The sequence below is a fragment of the Pseudomonas sp. FEN genome, assembly GCF_904067045.1.
Lineage (GTDB): Bacteria > Pseudomonadota > Gammaproteobacteria > Pseudomonadales > Pseudomonadaceae > Aquipseudomonas.
On record NZ_CAJFDC010000015.1, the window covers coordinates 25,828 to 50,932 of the forward strand.

Below are 25,105 nucleotides of genomic sequence, written 5' to 3' on the forward strand. Positions count from 1 at the left end.
ATTTTGATTGTATCGATAGTCGGTCATAGCATGCGTCTCAAGCAACCCGGACCTTGAGCGTGAAGCAAAAATGGAACGTACCTCGCCTCTGAACACCCCGGCGCTGGCGAAAAACACCAGCGGCTGGATCAATGGATTTATCGGTGTCCTGATCTTCAGTGGCTCGCTGCCCGCGACACGGCTGGCGGTCCAGGAGTTCGACCCAGTCTTTCTCACCGTGGCCCGGGCAAGCATTGCCGGTGTGTTCGCCCTGTGCCTGCTGTTGCTCTTCAGGGAAAAGCGCCCCGCGCGCAGCCAACTGCTGTCCCTGGTGGTGGTAGCCATCGGCGTTGTGCTCGGCTTTCCGCTATTGACCGCGTTGGCGTTGCAGTACGTGACTTCCGCGCACTCCATCGTGTTCCTCGGCTTGTTGCCACTAGCCACCGCAGCCTTCGGTGTCCTGCGTGGTGGCGAACGGCCCCGGCCGGTATTCTGGTTTTTTTCCGTGCTGGGCAGCCTGCTGGTGGTGGGATTCGCCATATCCCAGGGACTGAGTGCAGCGCCTCGGGGCGACATCCTGATGCTGCTGGCCGTGCTGGTCTGCGGCCTGGGTTATGCCGAAGGGGCGAAGCTATCCAGGACGCTGGGAGGTTGGCAGGTGATTTCCTGGGCGCTGGTGCTATCGCTGCCGGTGATGCTGCTGCTGAGCGGGGGCCTGGCCCCCTCCTCGCTCACGGGCATCAGCACACCCGCCTGGTTGAGCCTGGCGTATGTATCGCTGTTCAGCATGCTGATCGGTTTCGTGTTCTGGTATCGCGGGTTGGCCCAGGGCGGGATCGCCGCCGTGGGACAGTTGCAGCTGTTGCAGCCGTTTTTCGGCTTAGCACTGGCGGCGACCTTGCTGCACGAGCAGGTCAGCCTGGGCATGCTGGGGGTCACCGTGGCGGTGATCCTTTGCGTGGCCGGCGCGAGGAAATTCTCCAGGTAGCCCCCCAGCCCCCTGTGGAGCTGGCTTGTCGGGACGCCGCATCGCAGCGATGAGGCCCTTGAGTCATGCATTGACTGTCAGGGCCTCATCGCCAGCAAGCTGGGCTCCTACAGGGGTCGCATGGACCTGAGTAGCGGGCCCAGGGTCAAGCCCCTATCTGACGCTCTACACCCAGCGCTTAAAAAGAACACTGGCATTGACCCCACCAAAACCGAAGCCATTGGACAGCGCGTATTCCATAGCCAACTGCCGGGCTTGGCCACGAACCAGATCAAGGCCTTCGGCGGCGACATCGGGGTTGTCCAGATTGAGCGTCGCCGGCGCCACCTGGTCGCGCAACGCCAGTACCGTGAAGATCGCCTCGATCCCACCCGCGGCCCCCAACAAATGCCCGGTGGCGGATTTGGTCGAACTGATGGCCAGGCCGCCCGTCGCGCCGAACAGCGCCTTGATGGCCGCCAACTCGCCCTTGTCGCCCACGGGCGTCGAAGTGGCGTGCGCGTTCAGATGCTGGACCTGGGACGGCTCGATACCGGCCTGACGCAAGGCCTGCTGCATGGCTCGGCGGGCACCATCGCCATCTTCCGGGCCGGAGGTCATGTGGTAGGCATCGGCACTGGTGCCATATCCCACCAGTTCGGCGAGAGGTTTGGCGCCGCGCGCCAGGGCGTGCTCCAACTCTTCGATCACCAACAGACCGGCACCCTCGCCCATGACGAAGCCATCGCGCGCCTGATCGAAGGGCCGGGAGGCGCGTTGCGGAGTGTCGTTATAGTCACTCGACAGTGCCCGCGCGGCCGCGAACCCGGCCAGGCTGACCCGGTGGATGCAGGCTTCCGCGCCACCGCAGAGCGCCACATCGATTTCTCCCGCGCGGATCATCCGGGCCGCGTCGCCGATGGCCTGGACGCCCGCGGCGCAAGCGGTTACCGGCGCGCCGAGTGGTCCCTTGAAACCATGGCGGATCGAGACGTGACCGGCCGCCATATTGCAGAGAAACGAAGGGATGGTGAACGGCGACAAACGCCGGGGCCCTTTGCTGTCAGTGGTACGCACCGCCTCGGCGATGGCGGGAAAACCGCCGACCCCGGTGGCAATGATGGTTGCCGTGCGCGCCTGCGCCTCTGGCGAGTCGGGGGCCCAGCCGGCCTGGGCCAAGGCCTCATCCGCCGCCGCCAGGGCAAACAGGATGAAGCGATCCATTTTGCGCTGCTCCTTGGCGGCCAGTAGTTGATCCGGATCGAAGCCGGCGTCCGGGTCCTGCGCAAGATCCGGAACCTGGCCACCGATACTGACCGACAGATCGCCGACCAACTCCAACGGCAACCGCCGGATACCGGACTGTCCGGCCAACAGGCGCTGCCAGACCGATTCGACTCCGCAGCCCAGCGGGGTCAGCGCACCCATACCCGTGACGACGACGCGTTTGCTCATGACGATCCAGCTCCTTCTTCAGGTGATTGAGTAGAGAATGGCTTATGGACGCTACTATCATCATGAAAGTAACATATCCACCGGACAAATTCCCGAGCGCCCCACAGGAGCCACCATGCAACGCAAAACCCTGATCCATGCCGAATGCCCGGTGGCCCGCAGCCTTGAACGCGTTGGCGAGTGGTGGAGTATCCTGATCATGCGTGATGCCCTGCATGGCCTGAAACGCTTCGACGAATTCTCCCGCAGCCTGGAGATCGCCCCGAACATGCTGACCCGACGCCTGAATGCGCTGGTGGACGCGGGCCTGCTCGAACGCGAGCCTTACAGCCAGCGCCCGCTACGCTATCAATATGTACCGACCGCCAAGGGCGAAGACTTTCGCGTGGTGCTCATGGCGTTTGTGGAATGGGGTAACCGCCACTATGCGCCGGAAGGAGAAAGTGTGCAGATCGTCGAACGCGAGAGTGGGCGACCGCTGCAATTGATGATGGCGGATATCGCCGATGGCCGGCAGGTGCCATTGAACCGGAGCACCGTGCAGGCCGGACCTGCGGCCAGCGAGCAGATGCGTCAGCGGTTTGGGGCCGGCAAGGCTTGATCGATGCGCCCCTTGGGATAGGTAGCGGACAGAGGAAACGCGGCGCTGGTGTTTCGCGTAAGCACGCCAATGCGGAATCGGCAATACCTGCCGGCTGAGTCATCTCGGGATGAGCATGAGGAAAATGGCAGGGGCGGCTGGATTCGAACCAACGCATGGCAGGATCAAAACCTGCTGCCTTACCGCTTGGCGACGCCCCTGTATCTGTTGCGACGAGTGCCTGACACTCACTTTCTGATCTTGCAGCTTGCGAACCCGATAAGAGCCACTGCGAGAGTGCGCGAAATTTATCAATTTTTGCTTCGCCTGGGAAGCCCCCAGCAAACATAAATTTGTTTTAAAACAGCCACTTATTTTTGATCAGGGTTAAACCGTACAAACACGTGGCGAGGCCGCCCTGATTTCTCACGTCCATCAGCTACCGTACACCTGCGCGACAAGTTTCAGGTACAGCTGGGAAAAACGGCAGGCGCTCTGGCGCCTGGCCGGGGCTTGACGTTATTGTCGGATTTTTCCGCCTTTCGATCCCGGAGCCTGCCATGGACATATCGACGCTGACCCTCTTTATCCCGGCGTGCTTTGCCCTGAACATGGCCCCCGGTCCGAACAACCTGCTGTCGGTCAGCAACTCGACGCGTTATGGCTTTCGTACATCGTGCCTGGCGGGTCTGGGGCGGTTGCTGGCTTTCGCCGGAATGATCGCCCTGGCCTCGGCGGGCCTGGCGGCGGTGCTGCAAGCCTCGGAACTGCTGTTCCATGGGATCAAGGTGCTCGGCGCGGCCTATCTGATCTACCTCGCGATCCAGCTCTGGCGCGCCAACCCCGAAGCCGAAGCCGCGGCGACGGCGGTACCGGCCAGCCTGCCCGCCCTCGCCCGCCAGGAGTTCCTGGTGGCGGCGGGCAATCCGAAGGCCATTCTCATTTTCACCGCCTTCCTTCCCCAGTTCGTCGACCCAACCCAGGGTATCTCCGCCCAGTTCGCGGTATTAGGCAGCCTGTTCCTGGTGCTGGAATGGATCGCCATCAGCGCCTACGCCTATATGGGCGTACACATGCGTCGCTGGTTCGCCGAACCTCGGGGCAAGCGCCTGTTCAATCGCGGTTGCGCGGTGTTGTTGTCGGGAGCGGCGTCGGTGCTGCTGATGGCGCGGCGGGCCTGAGCATCCAGCCCCAGCCGCTACTCGTACACGGTCACCCGATTGCGCCCGGCTTTCTTCGAGGCGTACAACGCCTGGTCCGCCCAGGCGATCAGATCGGCATGACTGATCGAAGGCCGGCTCAGATCCGCCACCCCCAGGCTGATGGTGAAACGGATGCTCTGCCCTTCGTGTACCACTTGCAGGTCTTCGATGGCCTTGCGCAAACGCTCGGCAAAAAAACCCGCCCCGGCCTTGTCGGTGTCCGATAGCACCACGCCAAACTCTTCGCCGCCGTAGCGCCCGGCCACGTCGCTTTCACGTACATGCTCGCGCACCAACTCGGCCACGTGTTCGATGACCTTGTCCCCCGCCTGGTGACCATAGGTGTCATTGACCCGTTTGAAGTAGTCGATGTCGAACATCACCAGGCTGGTGGCATTGCCATAACGCTGGTTACGCGCATAGGCGGCCTTCAGGCTTTCCTCCCAGTGCCCTCGGTTGTACAGGCCAGTCAGCCGGTCGGTACTGGAAAGTTTCTGCAACTTGGCATTGGCCGCCTGGAGCTGGTGCCGGTTGGTCGCCACGTCGGTGACGTCATAGATCACCAGGCAGATATGGGTGATTGCACTGTTGGTGGAGCGCAACGGCAACAACGTGGTGTTCTGGTACATGAAATCTTCCTGGCCGGTGATCGGCTGGTAGTTCTTGAACCGCACCAGATAAGGTCGCTGCTCCCAGATGGTGAACGCCGGCGTGCCCAGGGTCGCGACACTCTCCACCTTGCGACTGAACCATTCACGGTCCACCTCGGGAAACAGACTGAAGAAGGACTGAGTGTTGGCGTCCTTGGGCTGCACCCCGGAACGGTTTTCCATGAAGGTATTCCAGACCTGCACGCGATAGTCGCGGTCCAGCACCACCACACCGACATCGATACTCTGGACAATCGCCAGCAACCAGTGAAACTCGTTCAGATCGAGAGTGTCGTTCATGGCTCAGCTCATCAGGTAGGCGAGTTTGTGGTTCAACCGCTCAATGGAGTCTTCCGTGAACAACAGCAGCAAGTCGAAATGAATGTCATGCCCTTCCAGGCTGTAGCTGATCTCCACCGCCAGGGTCTTTTTCCAGCGCTGCTGGTTGACCCGGATCAGTTCGTCGATGGCCGCATGCTGGCCGAGGATCTGTGGATGCCCCTGGGAAAACACCACATCGATCTGTTCGGCAATACTGCTCAGGCACGCACCGATCAGCACGCTGGAGAGGTCCAGCAACATTTCCAGGTCCGAATACTCGGCCCCCTGGCGTTGCATCAACTGCGCCATGTCGGCGATTTCCGAATCATGGAACATCAGCAAGGCTTCGCCAGCAATACCGCTGCCGATAAAGCCCTGGCAAATCGCCGTGAGTTGATTGCAACTCCCGGCATCCATCAGCGCCATGTGCAGTTCGCCCACTTCGAGAATATTCACGTTCGGCACCGGCAACTGCACGAACACGCCCAGCACCTTGGCGATCAACGCCGCCGCCCGACCAATGGCCACGTTGACCGTTTCGCGAAAGGCATCGCGAAAGCTGATTTCAGTCGTGGGTTCCGGGCGAGCGCGGGCCTGCGTCGCGCCGGGAGCATTCAACAGCCCCAGTTGATCGAGGGTCTGGCGTAACTCGTCCTGGTCGAAGGGCTTTTTCAGGAACGCCAGCGCCCCCAACTCGCGCACCCGGCGTACCGCCTCTTCCTGGACGTCGCCGGAGATCACGATCACCCGCGCCTGCAAACCTTCGGCCCGGATCGCCGTAAGTACCTGGTAACCATCCATTTCCGGCATGGTCAGGTCGAGCAGCACCACCTGGCCCAATCCCCGGCGAATGGCATCCAGCCCCTGTCGACCATCGCTGGCCTGAGTGATCGAGACCTGCCAGTCAGCCGGCAGCGCCCGCAAGATCTGCTTACGGGCCATGTTGGAGTCGTCACACACAAGTAGGGGAATCACTGACACAGACCGGTGCTCATCTTATTAGGGTATCAGGGAAAGGATTACTGGCATGATGCCATAGCTTTTACAAAGCATGCTTAGCGTACAGGTTTTATTGCGAACTACGTCCGATATTCCAATAGCTTAGGCGCCAGCGGCCCTCAGGGTATGGCTTAGGTCAACGAAGTGATCGACGGCTCGCCCGGTCGCGATTTCAGGGCCGCGCCGAAAAACGTTCGCGATAGGCCTGCGGTGTCACGCTCAGGGCCCGAAGAAAGCTGCGGCGCAGTGTTTCCTCGCTGCCGAAACCGCAGCGGGTGGCAATACGCTTGATCGGCAACGCGGTGTCGCTCAACAAACGACGGGCGGTTTCCACGCGGATCTGCTCGATGGCCCGGGCCGGTGTCTGTCCGGTTTCAGCGCGATAGTGACGGACGAAGCTGCGCTCGCTCATGCCCGCCTGCTGCGCCAGGATCGGAATCGACAGGTCCTGCGCCAGGTGCTCGGCGATCCAGGCTTGCAAGTCGCCGAAGCGGCTACCGGTCTTCTGCAAGGACAGGGTGGCGCTGAATTGCGATTGCCCGCCGGGGCGCTTCAGAAACACCACCAGATGCCGGGCCACCTCCAGCGCCACGGGACGGCCCAGATCCGCCTCAACCAACGCCAGGGACAAGTCGATGCCCGCCGTCACCCCGGCCGAGGTCCAGACCGGACCGTCATTGATAAAGATCGGATTGGGCTCGACCCGCACCCGTGGATACTGCGCCGCCAATTGTTCGCAGCGGGTCCAGTGGGTTGCTACCCGCCGCCCGTCCAGCCAACCGCTGGCGGCCAGCAAAAAAGCCCCGGTGCAGACCGAAGCGACCCGTCGTGCGCAACCGGCCTGCTGGCGTACCCAGGCCACCTGCCGCGGGTCTTCGGCGGTCGCATAGATGCCCCAGCCGCCGGCGATGAGCAACGTGTCACAGGGCGAACCCGGCACCGGCAACGGCTCCGCCACCAGGGCCAACCCCGCCGAGCTCATCACCGGTTCGCACTGGGCGGCAATCACACTCACGGCATAGGGCAGCGGCAGGCCCTGGGCCCGCGCCAAGTCATTGGCCGAAGCAAAGACCTGCAGCGGCCCGGTGACATCGAGCACCTGCACATTGGGAAAAGCCAGGATCCGGATCGTTCTGGGGGTATTCATGAGGATTGGCGTGAAACGTGGGGTCAATGGCAGACACGCCAAATCCTACGGAACTACAGTGAAGTCGTCCAGCCTGCAGGACCGGCCTATTTACTCCCAAGGAGCTATTACATGACGCTGCATATCGGCTTTCTGTTATTCCCCAAAGTCCAACAGCTGGATCTCACCGGCCCCTACGACGTCCTGGCCTCATTGCCTGACGCCCGGCTCCACCTGATCTGGAAGGACCTGGCGCCGGTCACCTCCAGCAGCGGCCTGGTCTTTACCCCGACCATCACCTTCGAAGACTGTCCGCCACTGGATGTGATCTGCATTCCGGGCGGTGCCGGAGTAGGACCGTTGATGGAAGATAGCGAGACCCTCTCGTTTATCGTCCGGCAGGCCGTCCAGGCGCGCTATGTCACCTCGGTCTGTACCGGCTCCCTGGTGTTGGGGGCCGCGGGGTTGCTGCAAGGCCGCCGCGCCACGACCCACTGGGCCTATCACGATCTGCTGGCGAGCCTCGGGGCGTTACCGGTGAAGGACCGCGTGGTGCGTGACGGTAACCTGCTGACCGGGGGCGGCATCACCGCCGGGATCGATTTTGCCCTGACCCTGGCCAGTGAACTGGTGGGAGCACAAGAGGCCCAGGTGATCCAGTTGCAACTGGAGTACGCCCCGGCACCGCCATTCAACGCCGGCAACCCGGAGACGGCGCCCGCGGATGTGCTGGAGATTGCCCTGCAACGAGCAGCGGAGTCGCGCAAGCAGCGCGGGCAGATCACCGAGCGGGTCGCGCGACGCTTGAAACAAGACTGAATCCAAACCTTCCTTCATAGGGGCTTGGAAAACGCCACGAAACCTGTAGGAGCGCATTGAGGTTAATCGCGCTCCCACTCCATACCCAGTAGCGCCGATCCCAGACTTTTGCCGTGGGCATCCAAGGCCAGCGAACGGGTTACACCGCCCCGCAGGATGCCCGGCAAAACGAAATTCAAGGCCCGCACACCGGGTAACGCATAACGCCGCACCGGCCCGGCGGTCGGATCGAGCAGCGGCGCAAAGTAGTCCGCCACCCGCTCCGCCGTCAGCCATTCACATAACCTTGGGTAGTCCTCGGCACGGTAGGCGATCACCGAGATATTCGAGGTATCGCCCTTGTCGCCGGTACGCGAATGGGCAAAGGTGCGCAATTCAAGATGGCTCATGAGCGGTCCTCCAGATGAACAGTTGCCGTCAGGTTTTCCCGTGGCAGCAGCAGCGACGCCACCGCCACCACCTGCCGCACGCTCTTGCTCGCCCCGCCACCGCCTGAAGGACCGTTGGTGTACAGCGTCTCCACCTCATTGCCGACGCGCAGCGCATCGGCCCGGTCCAGACAACGCGCCGCCACCCGCAAACGCACTTCCCAGGGGGCGCCCGGTCCGCGCGCGCTCAGCGTTTCACCATACAGGGCATCAACCCCCAGCAGTTCAGCCCGAACTTCCTCGGCCTTTACACCGATGATCTCCAGGCGTTGCAAAACAATCTCCCGGGCCAGCCGCGCCCGAGCCAAAGCACCGGGACCGCCATAGGACATCTGCCCCTCGCCGATCCAACCATCCAGGTACCCGACCGAGACCTTCAAGGTGTCCGGACGCGGGCGTCCGCTCGCGCCCCGCACGCCGACCCGGTCGGCGCCTTCCTCGACAAAACTCACCGCCTGAAAATCCGCCGTGACATCCGGCGTCAGGTAGGCCGCCGGATCATGCACCTCATAGAGCAGTTGCTCCGTGCAAGTCGCCACGTCCACCCGCCCGCCACTGTCGGCGACCTTGGTAATGGTCGCCCGCCCCTCGGCATCCACTTCGGCCAGGGGAAACCCCAGGCGCGCCAGGTCCGGCACCTCCTTGACGCCCGGATCGGCAAAGTAGCCGCCAGTAATCTGCCCCGCACACTCCAGCAGATGGCCGACCAGCGTGCCACGGCCCAGACGCGGCCAGTCGTCCGACGCCCAGCCAAACTCGAAGCACAGTGGCGCGAGAAACAACGATGGATCGGCCACCCGGCCGGTGATCACCACATCGGCATCGGCCGCCAGGGCCTGGACGATGCCTTCCGCACCCAGGTAGGCATTGGCGGAGACCAGCCGGTCCCCCAATTGCTCGACCCGCAAGCCATTGTCCAGCAGGCGACTCGGTTCGGCTCGCAGTGCCGCCAGCACATCGTCACCGGTCACCGCGGCAATCCTGAGCCCATGCAGGCCCAGCTCGGCGGCGATCCGGCGGACCTCGCGCGCGGCGGCCAGGGGATTGGCCGCGCCCATATTGGTGATGATGCGCAAGCGCCGTCTGGCAGTGGCGACGAAGGGCAACACCCGCTCCATCCGCTCACGCAACAGCGGGTCATAGCCGCCCTCGGGATCGCTGAGCCGGGCCTGTTGCGCCAGGGCGATGGTTCGTTCGGCCAGGCATTCGAACACCAGGTAATCCAGTTCGCCCTTCGCCGCCAGTTCCACCGCCGGTTCAATGCGGTCGCCCGAATAACCGGCACCGGAGCCGATACGCAAGGTTTTCATCGCAAGCTCCCTCATGTCAAAAGATGCCCAGAAGCAACGCCGTCAGGGTCATCAACACCGAGGCGGCGAGCAGGAAAGGAATGGTGAAACGCTGGTGATCGGCCAGTTCGATCTTGCACAGGCCCACCAGCAAAAAGGTCGCGGGGGTCAGCGGGCTGACGGGGAAGCCGGTGGTGTGCACGCCCAGCAAGGACGCCTGGGCCACCTGCAAGGGCTCCACGCCCAAGGCCTTGCCGACTTCAGCGATCACCGGCATCACGCCAAAGTAAAAGGAGTCCGGATCGAACAACAGGCTCAGCGGCATCGACAGAAAACCCACCACCGCCGGAATCAACTTGCCGTGGCCGGCCGGGATCTGCGCCACCGCCACTTCGGCCATGGCCTTGAGCATCCCGGTGCCCTGCATGATTCCGGTAAAGACCCCGGCCGCCAGGAGAATGCTGGCCATGGTCAAGGCGGTCTTGGCGTGGGCGTCGATACGGGCGCGCTGGGCGTCGACATTCGGGTAGTTGAGGCACAGCGCAACCACGGTACCGAGCATGAACATCACCACCGGGTCGACCCAACCGGCAATCATCACCACCATCACCAGCACCGTCAGCAACAGGTTGGCCCAGAACAGCCGCGGGCGGCGCAGGGCTTCTTGCTGTTCGCTGATCACCCGGCTCGGCACACTGCCCACGGCAACATCGGCCCCCAGGCCCAAGCGCCGCTCTTCACGCCGGCCCAACCACCAGGCACAGACGAAGACAAACAGCAAACCGACGATCTGCACCGGAATCAGCGGCTGGAACAGATCCGCTACCGGCACGTGCAGGGCCGCCGACGAACGCAGCACGGGACCGGTCCAGGGCAGAAAATTCACCCCGGCGGCCATCGCCGCGACGCAGGCCAGGATCCGCCGGTCAATGCCCAGCCGCGTATACAACGGCAACATCGCCGGGACGGTCACCAGAAACGTCACCGCACCGGAACCGTCAAGGTGCACGAGCAACGCCAGCAAGGCCGTGCCCATGACAATTCGCGTGGGCCGCGTGCCCACCGTGCGCAGGATGCGGTCAATGATCGGGTCGAGCATGCCGGCATCGGTCATCACCCCGAAGAACAGAATGGCGAACACGAACATGCCCACCACCGGGGCGACATTCTTGATGCCGGTGATGATAAAGGCACTGGTTTGCAGACCGAAACCGCCGAGCAGCGCGGCGATGATCGGCAAGGCGATCAACGCGACCAGGGGCGAGAGACGCTTGCTCATGACAGCCGCAAGCAGACAGACGATGGTGATGACACCCAACGTGGCGAGCATGGGGAAAACTCCGGGGCCGCTCAATGGCGGGCAGTTATTGTTTTCCCCCGAGTATTGGAACGCGGTTAAGCTTTGTAAATTGGAATGTTCACCGCAATGCATTCGGAAAAACAGAATGAAGAACGCTATCCAGCACATCCGCGCCTTCCTCACCGTCGCCCAGACCGGCAGCTTCACCCGCGCCGCTGCCCTGCTGCACCTTTCACCCTCGGCGCTGACGGTACAGGTCCAGCAATTGGAAGAGTGGCTGGGTATCACCCTACTGGAGCGCAGCCCACGCCAGGTCAACCTGACCGGCGCCGGCCAGCAGGCTCGCGGGCCCATGGAAAAGCTGTTGCTGGACCTGGACAATATCGTCAGCGGCTCCCGCGACCTGGCCAGCCTGCAACGGGGCGTGGTGACCCTGGCCGCCTTGCCATCGATCTGCTCCGGCGCCTTGCCGCCGCTGCTCAAGCAGTTTCGCCAAGCCTATCCCGGTATCGAAATCCGCCTGCGCGACGTGGTCGCCCAGCGTATCGACAGCCTGGTGCGGGAGAACGAGGTGGACTTCGGACTGGGGGTGCGGGCCCGGCTCAATCATGGGCTGGACTTTGAAGTGGTCATGGTTGATCGCCTCTGCCTGTTCCTGCCCGACGAACACCCGCTGGCACGGAAAAAAACACTCAGCCTGGCGGACCTGAGCGGCCAAGCGATGATTCTGACCGGACGCGACAGCAGTGTACGCGAACGGGTCGAGCAACTCTTCGACGAACAAGGCCTGATACTGGTCCCGGGGCTGGAAGCCAACTACATGTCCACGGTCCTGGCACTGGTGCGCCAGGGACTGGGCATGGCGCTGCTACCGGAGTCGGCGGATGACGGCCTGAACGGCTTGCGCAAACGTCCCGTGGAACACCCCGGCGTCAACCGCGAGATCGGCCTGATCAGCCGCAGCAACCAGCCCCTGTCACCCGCCGCGACGCGGTTCGTGGCCTTGATCCGGGAAGGCTTGGCCCAGGCACGGTTTCTTGATAAACCCTGAATCAATCGGGCATTGCCTGACAACCCGATAACTGGACATGAACGACAAGGAGGGTCTGCTCCATGATTTATGACTTCTGCATCATCGGTGGCGGCATCGTCGGCCTGGCCACGGCCATGGAGTTGCTCCAGCGCCAACCCGACGCCTCGCTGGTGATCCTGGAGAAGGAAGCCAGCCTGGCCTGCCATCAGACAGGTCATAACAGCGGCGTGATCCATGCCGGTATCTACTACGCGCCGGGCAGCCTCAAGGCCGACCTGTGCAAGCGCGGAGCCCAGGCCACCAAGGACTTCTGCCGCGAACAGGGGATCCACTTCGAGGTCTGCGGCAAGTTGCTGGTGGCCTCCACCGCCCTCGAAGTGCAACGCATGCAAGCCCTGTACGAACGCTCGCAACTCAACGGCCTGCGGGTCGAACGCCTCGACGCCGAGGAATTGCGGCGGCGCGAACCGAACATCGTCGGCCTCGGCGGCCTGTTCCTCAACGCCACGGGCATCGTCGACTACCGCGAAATCTGCCAGGCCATGGCCCGGGTCATCCGCGCCGCGGGTGGCGAGATCCAGCTCGACAGCACGGTGACGGCCATCCAGGAAGACAGCGACAAAGTCACCGTCAGCTGTCACGACCGCGCCTGGCAGGCACGCAAACTGGTGGCCTGTGCCGGTCTGCAATCCGACCGCCTGGCGACCTTGGCCGGCATCCGCATCGACCATCAGATCATTCCCTTCCGCGGTGAATACTTCCGCCTCCCGGCCGCGAAGAATGACATCGTCAATCACCTGATCTACCCGATTCCCGATCCGGACCTGCCATTCCTCGGCGTGCACCTGACCCGGATGATTGATGGCAGCATCACGGTCGGCCCGAACGCCGTACTGGGACTGGGCCGGGAAAACTACCGGAAATTTTCCATCAACTGGCGGGATGTCGCGCAATACGCGGCCTTTCCCGGGTTCTGGCAAACCCTGTGGCAGAACCTGGGCTCCGCCAGCCTGGAAATGAAGAACTCATTGTTCAAGCGCGGCTACCTGGAACAGTGCCGCAAGTACTGTCCATCGCTGGTCCTCGATGACCTGTTGCCCTACGAGGCCGGCATCCGGGCCCAGGCGGTAATGCGCGACGGCACGCTGGTGCATGACTTCCTGTTCGCCGAAACGCCACGCATGGTCCACGTCTGCAATGCACCGTCACCCGCCGCCACTTCCGCCATGCCGATCGGCGCAATGATCGCCGACCGCCTGTTTGCCGCCCGTTAACCAGGAAGCCCTTCCGCGTACAGGCGCTGTCTGGCGGTGGCCTGCAACGTCAGTGAGTGCTTGCGATCCAGGCTTTCGCCAAAGTCGCGGATCACCTCCAGCAGCGACTTGACCCGCAGCGGCAGATTCCCAACCGGATACACCGCGTGCATCTGTGGGTTCTCGCCGCTGCTGGAGGTCAGCTTGTACTCGGGACAGACCCGCACCAGACGCCCCGCCTCCACTTCCGGCTCCGCCAGCCAGTCCGCCAGGCGGGCGATCCCGACGCCCGCCAGCGCCGCGTGGAACACCGCCGCGCCGGAGCTGAAGCGAAATTTCGGATGCACCCGAAAGCTGATGGTGTGGTCCTCGCGGAGAAAATTCCATTCCTTGAGGATCCGCGGCGCTGTATGCAGGATCAGCGCATGTGCCTCCAGCGACTCGAGAGAGTCAGGCATTCCGCGCCGCTCCAGATAGGCGGGGCTGGCATAGAGGTGACGTGAATAGCCCCAGAGCGGAAAACCAATCAGGTCACTGGATTGTGGAAACGCACCGCGAATCGAGAAGTCCAGCTTGCTCTTGGCCGGGTCGATGGTCTCATCAGTGAAAATCACATCAACGTTCACGTCTGGATAACGCTCGCAGTACTGCGCGATCAATCGCGGCAATACCCCATGCCCGAGAAACTCCGGGGCGGAAAAGCGGATCCAGCCATGGGCCTGGCCGCTGAGACCGGCCAGGTCTTCATCGGCCTCACGTTGCAGATCCAGCATTTTGTAGGCGTGGGGCAAGAAGCGCTCCCCCGCCTCGGTCAAGCTCACCGCACTCGACGAACGATTGAACAACTTGAGCCCGGCGCTTTCCTCCAGGGCCTGAACCGCCCGGGTCAGCGAGCTGGGAGAGCGTCCCAGCGCACGCGCCGCGGCCACGAAGCTACGCTTGCGAGCCACCGTCGCAAAGGCTTCCAGCTCACCCAACATATCCAGTGCCATTGATCACCTCATTGCACTTTTCACAACGTGGCATTGCAACACAAAAAAAGCCCTTCCGTTAGCCTTCCTGCTATCCCCACAGGGGCGCAGGTAAAAAGGAGCAAACGGACATGTCAGCGCTGGATGAAGCCGTCGGGGAATCTGCAGCCCTGGTCAGTGAAGAAGTTCGTGAATGGCCGGGAAAAAATCAGTCCCTTTGAGCCGTCTTGGGATAAGGCTCTCGCGCTATCCACGCCAAGAGGAACATGACCATGATTCATGATTTCGTATCCATTGCTGCCGCCGGTCACTCGCCCTTTGGCCGTCTTGCCGGTTGCACCCTGGAAGATCTGATCGTTCAAGTGACCCGAATTCGGTCTGGTATTCAACATGGGCGGCATGGCGGTCGCCAACCACGCCTCGGTCCTTCAGGCACGCAGGAGCTGAACATGAATATCGCCAACTGGTTGGCTGATGCCAGCCAGCGTTGTCCGGAGCGACCGGCCTTGTTCGAGGGCGCGCGGCAAGTCGCCAACTATGGCACCTTTGCCGCCCTGGTCCGGCACCGGGCCGCGTACCTGATCAACGACCATGGCATCGTCCCCGGCGATCGCATCGCCCTGTTCATGCCGAACTGTTGCGAATACCTTGAACTGCTCTATGCCATCTGGTGGGTCGGCGCGGTCACGGTGCCGATCAACTACGATCTGCCAACCGTCGAGGCCAGCTATATCGTCGGCGATGCACAGGCCCGGCTGATTGTGACCGATGACGGCCAACTGTTCCCACGCAATGCCTTACCCCCAGGATGTCGAGAGCTGGATCGTGAGGATATGGGCGCACTCACCTCGATGGTTTCGCCACTGCCGAACACTCCTTATCCACGTCTTGCCGATGACCTGGCCTGGCTGTTCTACACCTCAGGCACCACCGGCCGCTCCAAAGGGGTCATGCTGAGCCACGGCAACCTGGCGACCATGTCACTGCGTTATCCGCTCAATGTCGATCCGATCAGCGCCGAGGAGGCGGTGGTGTATGCGGCGCCGATGTCCCAGGGTGCCGGACTCAATAACTTTATCCATGTGCGCCGTGCCGCCCGCCATGTCGTCCCGGACTCCCGAGGTTTCAACGCCGAGGAGTTGTTCGAACTGGCCAGCCGACTGGGTAACGTCAGCATGTTCGCGACACCCGCCATGCTCAAGCGCATGGTCGGGCAGACCCGCCGCCAGGGCTACCGATGCCTGCTGGATGGCTGGCTACTGACCAGCGCCAATGACCCCCACGCCGGACGCAAATCATGAAAAAATCTTCAGCGGCAGCCAGGAAAGCAGCTCGTCATTCATACACAAGCTTTTGAAAATATTGGTTTTTTATCCTTAACCAATAAAACTTCTTTCACTGTGAACAAGGCCCGAGATGTTTATATTTCTACCTGCTTCTTTGGTGAAACCTCTTATTGGCCCGCACTCTGTGCGGGCCTTTTTTTTTGCGCCGAAAACCACCGGGACAGGGATCGAAAGCAGCGACACACAGGTCCTAAGCTCTGTACCAGACGAGTATCGCCTCCCTCCCCAGACAAAGAGTCCCCCTTGAAACCACCCCGTCCTGCCGAACGCAGCGTCATCCTGTCCAACCTGCGCAACGAAAAAATGGCCCGCTCGGCCCATGCCTATGTGCGCGGCAATACGGTCCAATTCTACGAGTGGTTGCATAGCCAGCGCGGTCGACGCCTGCCCCATGGCCCCGACGTGTGGATCTGCGGCGACTGTCATACCGGCAACCTGGGCCCCACTGGGAACAGTCGCGGCGGTATCGACATCCATATTCGTGACCTGGACCAGACGGTAATTGGCAACCCCGCCCATGACCTGGTGCGCCTGGCCCTGTCCCTGGCGACCGCCGCCTGCGGCTCGGACCTGCCCGGGGTGACCACCGCGCGCATGCTCGAGGAAATGATGCTCGGTTACGAACAGGCCCTGCTGGACGAGACCGACCATACGCCCGAGCGCCCGTCGCAGGTCAAGACCAGCCTGCGTAACGCGGTCAAGCGCACTTGGAAGAACCTGGCCCGCGAACGCATGGAGAACACCAAGCCGAGCCTGCCGATGGGTCGGCATTTCTGGCCGATGTCCCGTGACGAAAAAGTCGCGATCAAGGCGTTGTGTGCCGGCGAGCAGATCCACGCCCTGGTGACCTCACTCAAAGGCCGCCCCAACGATGCCAGCGTCGAACTGCTCGACTGTGCCTACTGGGTCAAGGGCTGCAGCTCGCTGGGGCTGCTGCGCTACGCCGTGCTGCTGGGCGTCGGCGGACACGACGAGCAGGATTATTGCCTGATCGACGTCAAGGAAGCCGTCGCCGCGGCCGCCCCCCGTGGCGCCCACGTGCACATGCCACGGGACAATGCGCGACGGGTGATCGAGGGCGCCCGGCAGCTTTCTCCCGGCCTGGGAGAACGGATGATCGCCACGCGCTTTCTCGACCACGGAATGTTCATTCGTGAACTGCTGCCGCAGGACCTCAAGTTGGAACTGGACACCCTCAATGAATCCGCCGCCATGCACGCGGCGGGCTATCTGGCCCGGGTGATCGGCATCGCCCATGCCCGGCAGATGGATGAAGCCACGCGTAAAAGCTGGCGGACGGAGTTGCAACTCAATCGCTCGAAAACCCTCGATGCGCCCTCCTGGTTATGGACGAGCGTCGTGCAACTGATGGGCAGCCATGAGCAGGGGTATCTGGAACATTGTCGGCGCTATGCGCTGGGCATGGCGAAACAAGCGTAGCCAGGGGCTACGCTCGGGTCTTTCAATTACGACAGAAAGCCGGTGTTGACCGCGACAAGCAGGAAAATCCCCAGCGCCGCGCGATAGGCCACGAACGGCCAGGTGGAGAAGCGTTCCAGGAAACGCATCAACCCCCAGATCGCGCAGAACGCCGAGACGCTGGCCACCACCAGTCCGAACAGCAGATGAGTCCAGGCTTCAGCCGGGATCTGCGCATGATGCAGCACCCACAACTCCTTGAGCCCGGCCAGCGCGATCGCCGGCAAGCCCAGCAGGAACGAGAACCGGGCGGCCTCTTCACGCTTGAAGTTGAGAAACAGCGCCGCGGTCAGGGTCGAGCCGGAACGCGAAACCCCCGGGATCAGCGCGCCGACCTGGGCAATACCGACAATCAGTGCATCGCGCAGGCGCATCTCGCCCACCACGCGCTGATGCCGACAACTGAATTCGGACACCGCCATCAACACGGCCATCACCAGGCAGGAAATACCGATCACCGTCAGCCCGCGCATGGGGGAATCGCAGGCATTGAGTGTCGAAGACAAGGCCAGACCGGCGATCCCGATAGGGATGGTCGCCAGAATGATCGCCACCGCCAACCGGAACCACGGGCTGTCATAGTCGCGCTGGCGCACCGCGCTGATGCTGCCACCCACCACATCGCGCACATCGCGCCAGAAATAACTGACCACCGCCGCCAACGCCGCCAGTTGCATCGCCGCCGAAAAGGCCGAGCCCGGATCCTGCCAGCCGAGTACCGCCGGCACGATCCGCATGTGCGCGGTAGAGGAGATAGGCAGCAGTTCCGTGATGCCCTGGATGATACCCAGAATGCCGATTTGCAGGTAGTTCAGCGAAGCGAAGCCAATATCGAGGCCGCTGGAGCAGACATTAGACAAAATAATTTCCCGAAACGAAGGATAATTTCCCACCGCCTCCCGCGAGGCGCGGAGCAGACCTGTGAAGATTAGACAGCGGCGGGAATGATGGGCCTGTTTTTCAGGTTTTTCCAGCCTCAACAACTCGTAAAACACAAGCTGGGAATTACTTCATTTTATGACAGGCAGTCTGTGGCAGGCGAACAGGCCAGAATCCGCCCCATGTGCCCTCTTCGGAACGCATCGAAGAAAATGTTTTTTCTCGCGACGGATTTCCCCGGCACCTATCGTTCAACCCATCAGCAGCGTTCACTTTCGTACGCAGCCTGAAGGAGTTGTCATGAGACCTGCACGACCTCTGGCCAAATTGCGCCATGCCCTCCTGTTGATCCCGCTGGCATTCGCCGCGCTGACCAGCACGCCGACCTTTGCTCAGCCCGAGATCATCATCCGCGAAGCGCCGCCGCCCATGCGCGTCGAGGCCGTTCCCATGGAGCGCCCCGGCTATGCCTGGGACCGCGGTCATTGGCGCTGGGAAGGCCGGGGTTACGCCTGGGTCCCCGGCCATTGGCAGCGGGTGATGCGCAATGCCCGCTGGGAACCGGGCCACTGGGAACCTCGCGGACCTAACTGGCGCTGGGTCGAAGGCCACTGGATCCGCTGATCCCCAGGGCCGGGCGGTGCATCTGCGCCGCCCGGCCAGCAATACCCGAATCCATCACCGGACCGAGACTTGTACTATTGAAAGAAACTGATCCGGACGTTGAGCTGCTGGCCCGTATCGGCAACAAGGAGCCGGCCGCCGTCAACGAGATGGTGTCGCGCAAGCTGCCCCGTTTGCTCGCACTCGCCAGCCGAATGCTGGGCGATGCCGACGAGGCCAAGGATGTAGCGCAGGAAAGTTTCCTGCGTATCTGGAGACAAGCGGCAAACTGGCGCAGTGGCGAGGCCCGTTTCGACACTTGGCTGCACCGGGTGGTGCTGAACCTCTGTCACGACCGACTGCGCAAGCGCAAGGAGCGCCCGCTGGAGGACGATGAATCCGGCAACGAGCCGGTCGACAGCGCTCCCCGCCCCGATGAGCAGTTGGAGGCAACAGCGCGCAGCGCGCAGATGGCCAGGGCGCTGGCGGCGCTGCCCGAGCGTCAGCGCGAAGCCATCGTGCTGCAGTACTACCAGGAGCTGTCGAACATCGAAGCGGCGGCGCTGATGAACATCAGCGTCGATGCACTGGAAAGCCTGCTGTCGCGGGCCAGACGCAACCTGCGCGACCATCTTGCCGAAACGCACGGCCCAGACAGCCTGGGAAGGGGAACACCATGACGCCCGAACGATTTGCTTACCTGGCCGACGCCTACGGCGCGGACCTGCAACGCTGGCCAATCGCCGAGCGCGCCGCCGCCCAGGCGCTGCTCGAGCATGGCGATGCGGCGTCACTCGACGTGCTGCGGCAGGCCCGGCGGCTCGACAGCTTGCTCGACAGTTATCAACTGGCATCCCCCGACCCGGCATTGGCCCGGCGTATCGCCGCGTCGGCGCTCACGGCCAGGCCACTGTCGTTCTGGAGCCGCTACGCCGACTGGCTGTCCCGGGTCGGTTTCGTCGGCGTGGGCCTGGCGGGCATTGCCGCCGGAATGCTGGTGGCCTCGCTCAGCCTGCCCTTGCCCAGCGCATCCGAAGCGCTGCCGAGCATCTTCGACCAAGGCGATGCCGACATCGTCTTCACCGTGAACGCCGAGGAAAGCGAGCAATGAGTCAACCATCCAAGACCATCAAGAACCTGCTGCTGGTGTCGTTGATGCTCAATGTCTTTCTGATCTGTGGCATCGGCGGTGGCATCTACCACTGGTTGGTGAATGCGCAGCCGGCCGTGGCGGCCGTCAACCAGCATGGCTTGCGCCAGGCAATGGTGCAGCTGCCGGAAACGCGCCAACGTGAATTGCGCCAAATGCTGCGTCGCAACCGAGCCGACAGTCAACCGCTGATCATGGCCGGTCGCCAGGCGCGTCAGGATGTCATCAAGCAGCTTGAGGCACCGACACTGGACCGTCCGGCGTTGCTGGCGGATCTGGGCAAGGCCCGCGAGGCCGATAGCGCGCTCAGGGCGCTGGTGGACAACACGCTGGCGGAGTTCGCCAACACACTGCCTCAGGAGGAGCGCCGCAAGCTGGTCGATTCCCTGTATTTTCGCGGAGCGGCCAAAGGCAAGGCCATGCAGAAAACCCTCTAGTCGCGACGGATTTTACGCTGTGCAACGTTTAACCCTTGAAGCCCGCCAACAAGGCGACGACCCGATGTTCAGCAAGGAGTAAGACAATGCCGCGAATATTCAAGACCGCGCTTATCGCCAGCCTGATGGCCGCATCACTGGCCGGCTGTGTTATCGAACCGGTGCATCCGCGTCGACCGCCGCCGATTGTCGAAGTCGTGCCGGTCATGCCCGCGCCTAGTTATCACTGGGTCGCCGGGCATTATCGCTGGGGCGGTAACCAGTGGGTCTGGGTGCCTGGGCATTGGCGCTAGCGCCGGTTCGGCAAGTTTGCCCACCAAGCCGCCTGGGAGGCGGTGACACGTTCCACGGACTTTGACGCGGCTCAAGGTTTCTTTTTCTGCAAGCCTTTCAGGCGCGACGATATCTGCCGTACAGCAGAACCAAGGCCGCCGCCGAGAATGCCGCGCCTGTGTAGAACGTCGCCGCCGCGCCATGGACCTGCCACAGCCAGCCGGCAATGACGCTGGCCAACAACAGCGCGCCCCCGCTGACCAGATTGAACACCCCGAACGCCGTGCCTTTCAGGTCGGCGGGGGTGGTGTCCGCCACCAGCGTGGCCAGGATGCCCTGGCTGAAGCCCATGTGCAGTCCCCACAAGCCGACCCCCAGGAGCAGCCCGACAATGGATTGCGTATCGGCCAGGACGATATCGGCCAGGATCAACAACACCAGGCCGGCACCGAGTAGCGTCGTTCGACTGACGCTGTCAGACCATTTACCCACCGGATAAGCCGAGAGCATGTAGAACCCCGCCATCACCACCATGACCAACGGTACCCACGTCGCGCTGAAGCCGGCTTGCTGGGCACGCAGGACCAGAAAGGCTTCGCTGAAGCGCGCCAGGGTGAACACCGCGCCGATGCACACTACCCACCAGTATTCCCGGGAAAAACGGGCCAGCGACTGGAACCGTATAGGCGAGCGCAGGGGCTTTCGCCCCGCTTCATGCCCGGGTTCGCTGACTCCGAATAGCAACAACCCGACGGCAACCGCAGCCGGGATCACGGCAAACCAGAGCACCCGGGAAATGTCGCCGGCAAACCCGACCATCAGCACAATCGCCAGCAGTGGCCCCAGAAACGCACCAATGGTATCCATCGATTGGCGCAGCCCAAAACAGGCGCCACGGATAGCAGGAGGCGCGATATCGGCAATCAGCGCATCACGCGGCGCACCGCGTATCCCCTTGCCGATCCGGTCGAGGATTCGCGCGGTAAAGACCAACTGCGCCGACGCCGCCAAGGGAAACAGCGGTTTGGTCAGGGCCGCGAGACCGTAGCCCAGCAGCAGCAACTCTTTTCGGCGGCCGATGAAATCGCTGAACGCCCCGGAAAATACCTTCACGATCAGCGCCGTAGCCTCCGCCACCCCCTCGATGATACCGACGGCCAGCATACTGACGCCCAACGTTCCCACCAGGTAGACGGGCAAGAGGGCATGCACCAGCTCCGACGACAGATCCATGAACAGGCTGACAAAACCCAGCGCCCAGATCGTGCGCGGAATGGATCGAAGCGTTTCACGCATACGCCCTCCTTGATGAGCGGCAACACGAAGATCCATCGGCAAACAAGCTCCAGCGGGAGCACGAACATTCGACAGTTTACCCGCCTCCCCCTAAGCTGAGCGAAGAAAAACAAAAAGGGGCGACACCCCCGAATCGACAACATACGGTCAAAAATCGACAACGTCCTGAACAACAAGGGTTTTCCTCTGCTGGCAGGCGACAGCTCCGACGGGGGCTGATCGCGGACAGGCCGGTCACGGGAAGCCACAGCAAGGAATCGCCTGCTATGACGATGATTGACGCGGATCTCCTCAAACCCCACCTGGCAGCGGCGGACAGTGCCCGTGCGACATGGCGCACGATGGTCGCCGACTTGAGCAAGGTGCCAAAAGACACGCTGGAAGACGGCTTCAAAGCCGTCAGGATCGCCGAGCGAACGTATTACCGGTGCTGCGAAGAGCTGGGCAATGCCGTGCGCAACGCGGTCGAACAGGCGCAAGGCTCGAGCTGAACAACCCACGCGACGTCGACCGGGTGTCGCCAGAGAGACTTGGCCGGTCAGGGACGGCGTACCGCATGCACGGCGAATGCAGCGGTGCCCCCAAGTGATGACCGTGTGGGCGGCATCGCCTGTGGATGCGCGAGCGCGATAAAGACGTTGCTCGCTACAGCCAATATCGACGCGGGGATGCCCTCCAAGGCAACGGGGGCAGGATCATGAATGGGTACTCAAGTAAGCGATTTGATCACACGCGGCGTTCAGCATGTCCCAGCCCTGTTGTTGTATCGTCATTAAACTCACATATTTTTCCGCGCAAAGACGCGCCAACAGCTCACTGCCCATTTGTTCGTGCTCGGCATCCGCCTGTGCATGCACTTCAAAATAGTCGGTTTCACCATAATCACACATGACTTTGTGAGCAGCGCTGAAAAATATATTGGCACTCGCCTCCAGGACAAGGTGAATCAGCACGGTTTTTTCTGCATTGTCCAGCGTGAGCATTTTCCAGGCAAACCAGGCCGCGGTAGCTTCCAGCACAGGATGCCAGACCGGTGCGCGGTACTTTCGATCCTTCATCAATTTGAAATTGTGGCCGAACTCCTCATTAAGGTGCAGTTGCACAACGGATAAAAATTCAAGGTCATCACAAAAAACACTTCTCAACATGATGGTTTTTTGGAAGTAATCGGAAAATATCTGAATGGAATCCAGTAAGCGCTCTCTATTTTCTTTATCTTCCATCTGCTTGCTCTGAATCAAGCACATGAGATTACTGCCCCTGTAGCGCTCAGCAAATCTCTGGTTCTCCTTCAGCAACAATTCAAAACTCGCCTCTCTCACAGGCCTATCCAGGGTGACCACATTCGTTTCCTCGACCGTTACGGGATTATTTTTTCAAAAACAGAAACTTCGCATTACTTAAAACTGTCAATCACTCCTCTGGTTTCAATCGGATCGGCAATCCAAGGGAAAAAAGCGTTTGCATCATCAAACCCATTCGCCAATTTGTCCGCCAAACTGGGCAACTGTGAAGCCGAACGTAAAAGTTCCACGACCTGCCTGGACGATCTCATCAGCAATATATTGGACCACTCCGTTGACGCCCGGGCATACCGCCGCCAACAACACTCAAAGGTTTCCTGCATCCAGGTTTCATCAAAGGGATCCTTATTGCGTTCAACGATTCGATCAAAATAAACGCTGGCACATTTCGTCGCACTGTTCGCCCCTTGACCGGCAATCGGATCATTCAGCACAACAGCGTCCGCCATACCTAAAACGAACGTTCCTCCCGGCATCTTGGCAACCGGATGTTTTACAGCCGGTGTGTAGCGCCCCTTCAAGGTCGCCTGTCCGTCTGCCAACTTGATATTGCCAGACCTTTCCGCCTCCCATGGCACATAGCGGCTGAGTAATGCTTTACCGAGGTTCAACTGTTCATCGACACTCATCTCACCACTGAAGGCATCGAACGCACGCCCCGGAATACCCTCAAACAACATCATTTCGCAGCGTCCGCCCAACGCCAGCCCGGGCATCGTTATATATTCTCCAACGTTGGGAATCACATTAACCCGAACACCTGGGAGGTATTCAGTCGGTAACATCCCGGTCACATACAGACAGGCCAGCGCTCGTTGAGGCGCGTCGAATGTCGAGCGTTCATGATCGCGTGGAAAACATTGGCCAATCTCACCTTTACCACTGGCAACAACAGTTAATTCATGCCACCTGGAAATCTCATCAAGGTCCGCCAACGTGACGTCCTGAACGACTAAATGACCTTCAAGACGCTGGAAAACGTCAAGCCAGCGGGAAAATTTCAGCCGCTGATCAATCGATTGAAAGGGTTGTTGCATTTTTCCTTTCCACTCAACGTCCTTTCGAGCAGTAGCCGACTTGCCCAATGTAAAAGTCACCGACGTGTTCCAAGGGCATTCCTCATCCCAGAAATTAAGCCCCCAGCGCCTTTCAATCTGCAACGCCGTATCGAACATCCCCTGACTGGACATGATTCTTCCATTGCGAATTTGCCCTGCTGTTCGATCGCTGAACAGCGTTACGTCATAACCTTTTTTTAAGCGCTATTGCAAGCAAAAGCCCAGCTTGCCCGGCGCCAACAATTGCAATATTTCTCATGGGACAACCCTCAAAAATCCAAACCAGCGTCAACCAAACTCAGCATTGACAGACTTATAAACTGAAGCGGCTCGATGAGCCTCTTCATACACCACCTTGATTTGCCTGAGCCCAAGAACAACCTCCTTGAGGTTGATACTGCCGATTTCACTTGAAAACTCTCCAAACAGTATATTCTTGCGGGCCTCCGTATATTTATCCGTGCTTCTTCGCCCCTCCTCGGTAACGCTGAGCTGCACGTGCTTGTTCTTGAGCGGCTGATACTTTCTCACCAACCCTCTCTCGCTGAGCTTGGTAATACTGTAATTAATATTGAAGTGATCAGGGCGATTCAACAGCCGCCCTACCTCAGCAATGGTTTTAGGTCGATCATTCATACGAATGACATGAAGCACCGCCAACTCATCGACCGATAACTTGCTATTGTTGACCATTTTTTCGCACTCCAGTTGCCAACGTTTGAAGGCATTGAAAGCCCTCCAAAGCTGCAGCTCGCACTCAGCCCAATCCACTTCGTCATCAGTGATAGCGAGATGCCACGTCTTGTCAATATACATAGGTGGGCCTTCAGTCTTTGATTGAATCAATTTCTACATATTTTGCCTAGCTTGGCAATGGATACACCAAGAAATTAACCTGATCGTACAAA

The 25,105-nt window shown here is 61.1% G+C and carries 27 protein-coding genes, 1 tRNA gene and 1 pseudogene; 14 read left to right on the forward strand and 15 right to left on the reverse strand.

Annotated elements, in window-relative coordinates; translation table 11 throughout:
- Positions 1-70 precede the first annotated feature (70 nt).
- Positions 71-967 (forward strand): DMT family transporter, encoded by an 897-nt coding sequence (locus PFEN_RS18385; protein ID WP_191488234.1) that lies wholly within the window; start codon positions 71-73, stop codon positions 965-967.
- Between the two features lie 165 nt (positions 968-1,132).
- On the opposite strand, the gene fabF is transcribed toward PFEN_RS18385, so the two are convergent.
- Positions 1,133-2,401 (reverse strand): beta-ketoacyl-ACP synthase II, encoded by a 1,269-nt coding sequence (fabF, locus tag PFEN_RS18390; RefSeq protein WP_191488235.1) that lies wholly within the window; start codon positions 2,399-2,401, stop codon positions 1,133-1,135.
- Between the two features lie 115 nt (positions 2,402-2,516).
- Between fabF and PFEN_RS18395 the strand changes: the two genes are divergently transcribed.
- The gene (locus PFEN_RS18395) at positions 2,517-3,002 is read left to right on the forward strand and encodes a winged helix-turn-helix transcriptional regulator (RefSeq protein WP_191488236.1); all 486 of its coding nucleotides are present in this window, start codon (positions 2,517-2,519) and stop codon (positions 3,000-3,002) included.
- A gap of 125 nt (positions 3,003-3,127) precedes the next feature.
- Here PFEN_RS18395 and PFEN_RS18400 read toward each other — a convergent pair.
- Positions 3,128-3,202, reverse strand: a tRNA-Gln gene (locus PFEN_RS18400).
- Between the two features lie 339 nt (positions 3,203-3,541).
- Here PFEN_RS18400 and PFEN_RS18405 point away from each other — a divergent pair.
- The gene (locus PFEN_RS18405; protein ID WP_191488237.1) at positions 3,542-4,162 is read left to right on the forward strand and encodes a LysE family translocator; all 621 of its coding nucleotides are present in this window, start codon (positions 3,542-3,544) and stop codon (positions 4,160-4,162) included.
- A gap of 17 nt (positions 4,163-4,179) precedes the next feature.
- On the opposite strand, the gene PFEN_RS18410 is transcribed toward PFEN_RS18405, so the two are convergent.
- The 3 genes from PFEN_RS18410 to PFEN_RS18420 form a co-directional block, all read right to left on the reverse strand.
- Positions 4,180-5,133 (reverse strand): diguanylate cyclase, encoded by a 954-nt coding sequence (locus PFEN_RS18410; RefSeq protein WP_191488238.1) that lies wholly within the window; start codon positions 5,131-5,133, stop codon positions 4,180-4,182.
- Positions 5,134-5,136: 3 nt separating this feature from the next.
- Positions 5,137-6,135 (reverse strand): response regulator, encoded by a 999-nt coding sequence (locus PFEN_RS18415; RefSeq protein ID WP_191488239.1) that lies wholly within the window; start codon positions 6,133-6,135, stop codon positions 5,137-5,139.
- Positions 6,136-6,325: 190 nt separating this feature from the next.
- Positions 6,326-7,300 (reverse strand): GlxA family transcriptional regulator, encoded by a 975-nt coding sequence (locus PFEN_RS18420; RefSeq protein WP_191488240.1) that lies wholly within the window; start codon positions 7,298-7,300, stop codon positions 6,326-6,328.
- Between the two features lie 111 nt (positions 7,301-7,411).
- Between PFEN_RS18420 and inhA the strand changes: the two genes are divergently transcribed.
- Positions 7,412-8,098, forward strand: a complete 687-nt coding sequence (inhA, locus tag PFEN_RS18425; RefSeq protein WP_191488241.1) for an isonitrile hydratase — start codon at positions 7,412-7,414, stop codon at positions 8,096-8,098.
- A 62-nt stretch (positions 8,099-8,160) separates the two neighbouring features.
- Here inhA and PFEN_RS18430 read toward each other — a convergent pair whose 3' ends face one another.
- Genes PFEN_RS18430 through PFEN_RS18440 form a run of 3 tightly spaced genes read right to left on the reverse strand, consistent with a single transcriptional unit; the run spans position 8,161 to position 11,145 of the window.
- The gene (locus PFEN_RS18430; protein WP_191488242.1) at positions 8,161-8,487 is read right to left on the reverse strand and encodes a hypothetical protein; all 327 of its coding nucleotides are present in this window, start codon (positions 8,485-8,487) and stop codon (positions 8,161-8,163) included.
- Positions 8,484-9,836, reverse strand: coding sequence for an acyclic terpene utilization AtuA family protein (locus tag PFEN_RS18435; RefSeq protein ID WP_191488243.1), 1,353 nt, complete (start codon positions 9,834-9,836; stop codon positions 8,484-8,486). Before PFEN_RS18435 ends, PFEN_RS18430 begins: the two co-directional genes overlap by 4 nt.
- 16 nt (positions 9,837-9,852) lie before the next feature.
- Complete coding sequence (locus PFEN_RS18440; RefSeq protein WP_191488244.1) at positions 9,853-11,145, reverse strand: CitMHS family transporter; 1,293 nt, start codon at positions 11,143-11,145, stop codon at positions 9,853-9,855.
- A gap of 115 nt (positions 11,146-11,260) precedes the next feature.
- Between PFEN_RS18440 and PFEN_RS18445 the strand changes: the two genes are divergently transcribed.
- Entirely contained in the window at positions 11,261-12,166 is a 906-nt protein-coding gene (locus tag PFEN_RS18445; protein WP_191488245.1) for a LysR family transcriptional regulator, read from the forward strand.
- A 62-nt stretch (positions 12,167-12,228) separates the two neighbouring features.
- Positions 12,229-13,422: an L-2-hydroxyglutarate oxidase gene (gene lhgO / locus PFEN_RS18450; protein WP_191488246.1), complete on the forward strand. Its 1,194-nt coding sequence runs from the start codon at positions 12,229-12,231 to the stop codon at positions 13,420-13,422.
- On the opposite strand, the gene PFEN_RS18455 is transcribed toward lhgO, so the two are convergent.
- The gene (locus PFEN_RS18455) at positions 13,419-14,393 is read right to left on the reverse strand and encodes a LysR family transcriptional regulator (protein ID WP_191488247.1); all 975 of its coding nucleotides are present in this window, start codon (positions 14,391-14,393) and stop codon (positions 13,419-13,421) included. The genes lhgO and PFEN_RS18455 overlap by 4 nt on opposite strands.
- A gap of 113 nt (positions 14,394-14,506) precedes the next feature.
- Entirely contained in the window at positions 14,507-14,734 is a 228-nt protein-coding gene (locus tag PFEN_RS18460; RefSeq protein ID WP_191488248.1) for a hypothetical protein, read from the reverse strand.
- 87 nt (positions 14,735-14,821) lie between these two features.
- On the opposite strand from PFEN_RS18460, the pseudogene PFEN_RS18465 reads away from it, so the two are divergent.
- Both PFEN_RS18465 and PFEN_RS18470 read left to right on the forward strand, forming a co-directional pair.
- Positions 14,822-15,607: pseudogene (locus tag PFEN_RS18465) on the forward strand (class I adenylate-forming enzyme family protein); the annotation flags it as partial.
- Between the two features lie 354 nt (positions 15,608-15,961).
- Complete coding sequence (locus PFEN_RS18470; RefSeq protein WP_191488250.1) at positions 15,962-17,158, forward strand: DUF2252 family protein; 1,197 nt, start codon at positions 15,962-15,964, stop codon at positions 17,156-17,158.
- A gap of 26 nt (positions 17,159-17,184) precedes the next feature.
- Here PFEN_RS18470 and PFEN_RS18475 read toward each other — a convergent pair whose 3' ends face one another.
- Entirely contained in the window at positions 17,185-18,057 is an 873-nt protein-coding gene (locus PFEN_RS18475) for an undecaprenyl-diphosphate phosphatase (RefSeq protein WP_191488251.1), read from the reverse strand.
- 319 nt (positions 18,058-18,376) lie between these two features.
- Here PFEN_RS18475 and PFEN_RS18480 point away from each other — a divergent pair, with 319 nt between their 5' ends.
- From PFEN_RS18480 to PFEN_RS18500, 5 genes are all read left to right on the forward strand, one after another.
- Entirely contained in the window at positions 18,377-18,700 is a 324-nt protein-coding gene (locus PFEN_RS18480; protein ID WP_191488252.1) for a YXWGXW repeat-containing protein, read from the forward strand.
- A 77-nt stretch (positions 18,701-18,777) separates the two neighbouring features.
- The gene (locus PFEN_RS18485) at positions 18,778-19,359 is read left to right on the forward strand and encodes an RNA polymerase sigma factor (RefSeq protein WP_191488253.1); all 582 of its coding nucleotides are present in this window, start codon (positions 18,778-18,780) and stop codon (positions 19,357-19,359) included.
- Positions 19,356-19,790 carry a hypothetical protein gene (locus PFEN_RS18490; protein WP_191488254.1) on the forward strand — a complete coding sequence of 145 codons (435 nt, stop codon included), beginning with the start codon at positions 19,356-19,358 and terminating at the stop codon, positions 19,788-19,790. Before PFEN_RS18485 ends, PFEN_RS18490 begins: the two co-directional genes overlap by 4 nt.
- Positions 19,787-20,266: a periplasmic heavy metal sensor gene (locus PFEN_RS18495; RefSeq protein WP_191488255.1), complete on the forward strand. Its 480-nt coding sequence runs from the start codon at positions 19,787-19,789 to the stop codon at positions 20,264-20,266. Before PFEN_RS18490 ends, PFEN_RS18495 begins: the two co-directional genes overlap by 4 nt.
- Positions 20,267-20,352: 86 nt before the next feature.
- Positions 20,353-20,559 carry a YXWGXW repeat-containing protein gene (locus PFEN_RS18500; protein WP_191488256.1) on the forward strand — a complete coding sequence of 69 codons (207 nt, stop codon included), beginning with the start codon at positions 20,353-20,355 and terminating at the stop codon, positions 20,557-20,559.
- 97 nt (positions 20,560-20,656) lie between these two features.
- Here PFEN_RS18500 and PFEN_RS18505 read toward each other — a convergent pair whose 3' ends face one another.
- The gene (locus PFEN_RS18505; RefSeq protein WP_191488257.1) at positions 20,657-21,835 is read right to left on the reverse strand and encodes an MFS transporter; all 1,179 of its coding nucleotides are present in this window, start codon (positions 21,833-21,835) and stop codon (positions 20,657-20,659) included.
- A 266-nt stretch (positions 21,836-22,101) separates the two neighbouring features.
- Between PFEN_RS18505 and PFEN_RS18510 the strand changes: the two genes are divergently transcribed.
- Positions 22,102-22,326, forward strand: a complete 225-nt coding sequence (locus PFEN_RS18510; RefSeq protein ID WP_191488258.1) for a hypothetical protein — start codon at positions 22,102-22,104, stop codon at positions 22,324-22,326.
- Between the two features lie 204 nt (positions 22,327-22,530).
- Here PFEN_RS18510 and PFEN_RS18515 read toward each other — a convergent pair whose 3' ends face one another.
- The 3 genes from PFEN_RS18515 to PFEN_RS18525 form a co-directional block, all read right to left on the reverse strand.
- On the reverse strand, positions 22,531-23,178 hold the full coding sequence (locus tag PFEN_RS18515; RefSeq protein ID WP_191488259.1) for a hypothetical protein: 648 nt from the start codon (positions 23,176-23,178) through the stop codon (positions 22,531-22,533).
- A 53-nt stretch (positions 23,179-23,231) separates the two neighbouring features.
- Entirely contained in the window at positions 23,232-24,329 is a 1,098-nt protein-coding gene (locus PFEN_RS18520) for a styrene monooxygenase/indole monooxygenase family protein (protein ID WP_191488260.1), read from the reverse strand.
- A gap of 156 nt (positions 24,330-24,485) precedes the next feature.
- Complete coding sequence (locus PFEN_RS18525; protein ID WP_191488261.1) at positions 24,486-25,013, reverse strand: winged helix DNA-binding protein; 528 nt, start codon at positions 25,011-25,013, stop codon at positions 24,486-24,488.
- Between the last annotated feature and the right edge of the window lie 92 nt (positions 25,014-25,105).

Coding starts and splice junctions, on each gene's coding strand:
- PFEN_RS18385 (WP_191488234.1), top strand. CDS start 71: ATGGAACGTACCTCGCCTCTGAACACCCCGGCGCTGGCGAAAAACACC.
- fabF (WP_191488235.1), bottom strand. CDS start 2,401: ATGAGCAAACGCGTCGTCGTCACGGGTATGGGTGCGCTGACCCCGCTG.
- PFEN_RS18395 (WP_191488236.1), top strand. CDS start 2,517: ATGCAACGCAAAACCCTGATCCATGCCGAATGCCCGGTGGCCCGCAGC.
- PFEN_RS18405 (WP_191488237.1), top strand. CDS start 3,542: ATGGACATATCGACGCTGACCCTCTTTATCCCGGCGTGCTTTGCCCTG.
- PFEN_RS18410 (WP_191488238.1), bottom strand. CDS start 5,133: ATGAACGACACTCTCGATCTGAACGAGTTTCACTGGTTGCTGGCGATT.
- PFEN_RS18420 (WP_191488240.1), bottom strand. CDS start 7,300: ATGAATACCCCCAGAACGATCCGGATCCTGGCTTTTCCCAATGTGCAG.
- inhA (WP_191488241.1), top strand. CDS start 7,412: ATGACGCTGCATATCGGCTTTCTGTTATTCCCCAAAGTCCAACAGCTG.
- PFEN_RS18430 (WP_191488242.1), bottom strand. CDS start 8,487: ATGAGCCATCTTGAATTGCGCACCTTTGCCCATTCGCGTACCGGCGAC.
- PFEN_RS18435 (WP_191488243.1), bottom strand. CDS start 9,836: ATGAAAACCTTGCGTATCGGCTCCGGTGCCGGTTATTCGGGCGACCGC.
- PFEN_RS18440 (WP_191488244.1), bottom strand. CDS start 11,145: ATGCTCGCCACGTTGGGTGTCATCACCATCGTCTGTCTGCTTGCGGCT.
- PFEN_RS18445 (WP_191488245.1), top strand. CDS start 11,261: ATGAAGAACGCTATCCAGCACATCCGCGCCTTCCTCACCGTCGCCCAG.
- lhgO (WP_191488246.1), top strand. CDS start 12,229: ATGATTTATGACTTCTGCATCATCGGTGGCGGCATCGTCGGCCTGGCC.
- PFEN_RS18455 (WP_191488247.1), bottom strand. CDS start 14,393: ATGGCACTGGATATGTTGGGTGAGCTGGAAGCCTTTGCGACGGTGGCT.
- PFEN_RS18480 (WP_191488252.1), top strand. CDS start 18,377: ATGAGACCTGCACGACCTCTGGCCAAATTGCGCCATGCCCTCCTGTTG.
- PFEN_RS18490 (WP_191488254.1), top strand. CDS start 19,356: ATGACGCCCGAACGATTTGCTTACCTGGCCGACGCCTACGGCGCGGAC.
- PFEN_RS18495 (WP_191488255.1), top strand. CDS start 19,787: ATGAGTCAACCATCCAAGACCATCAAGAACCTGCTGCTGGTGTCGTTG.
- PFEN_RS18500 (WP_191488256.1), top strand. CDS start 20,353: ATGCCGCGAATATTCAAGACCGCGCTTATCGCCAGCCTGATGGCCGCA.
- PFEN_RS18505 (WP_191488257.1), bottom strand. CDS start 21,835: ATGCGTGAAACGCTTCGATCCATTCCGCGCACGATCTGGGCGCTGGGT.
- PFEN_RS18510 (WP_191488258.1), top strand. CDS start 22,102: ATGACGATGATTGACGCGGATCTCCTCAAACCCCACCTGGCAGCGGCG.
- PFEN_RS18520 (WP_191488260.1), bottom strand. CDS start 24,329: ATGTCCAGTCAGGGGATGTTCGATACGGCGTTGCAGATTGAAAGGCGC.
- PFEN_RS18525 (WP_191488261.1), bottom strand. CDS start 25,013: ATGTATATTGACAAGACGTGGCATCTCGCTATCACTGATGACGAAGTG.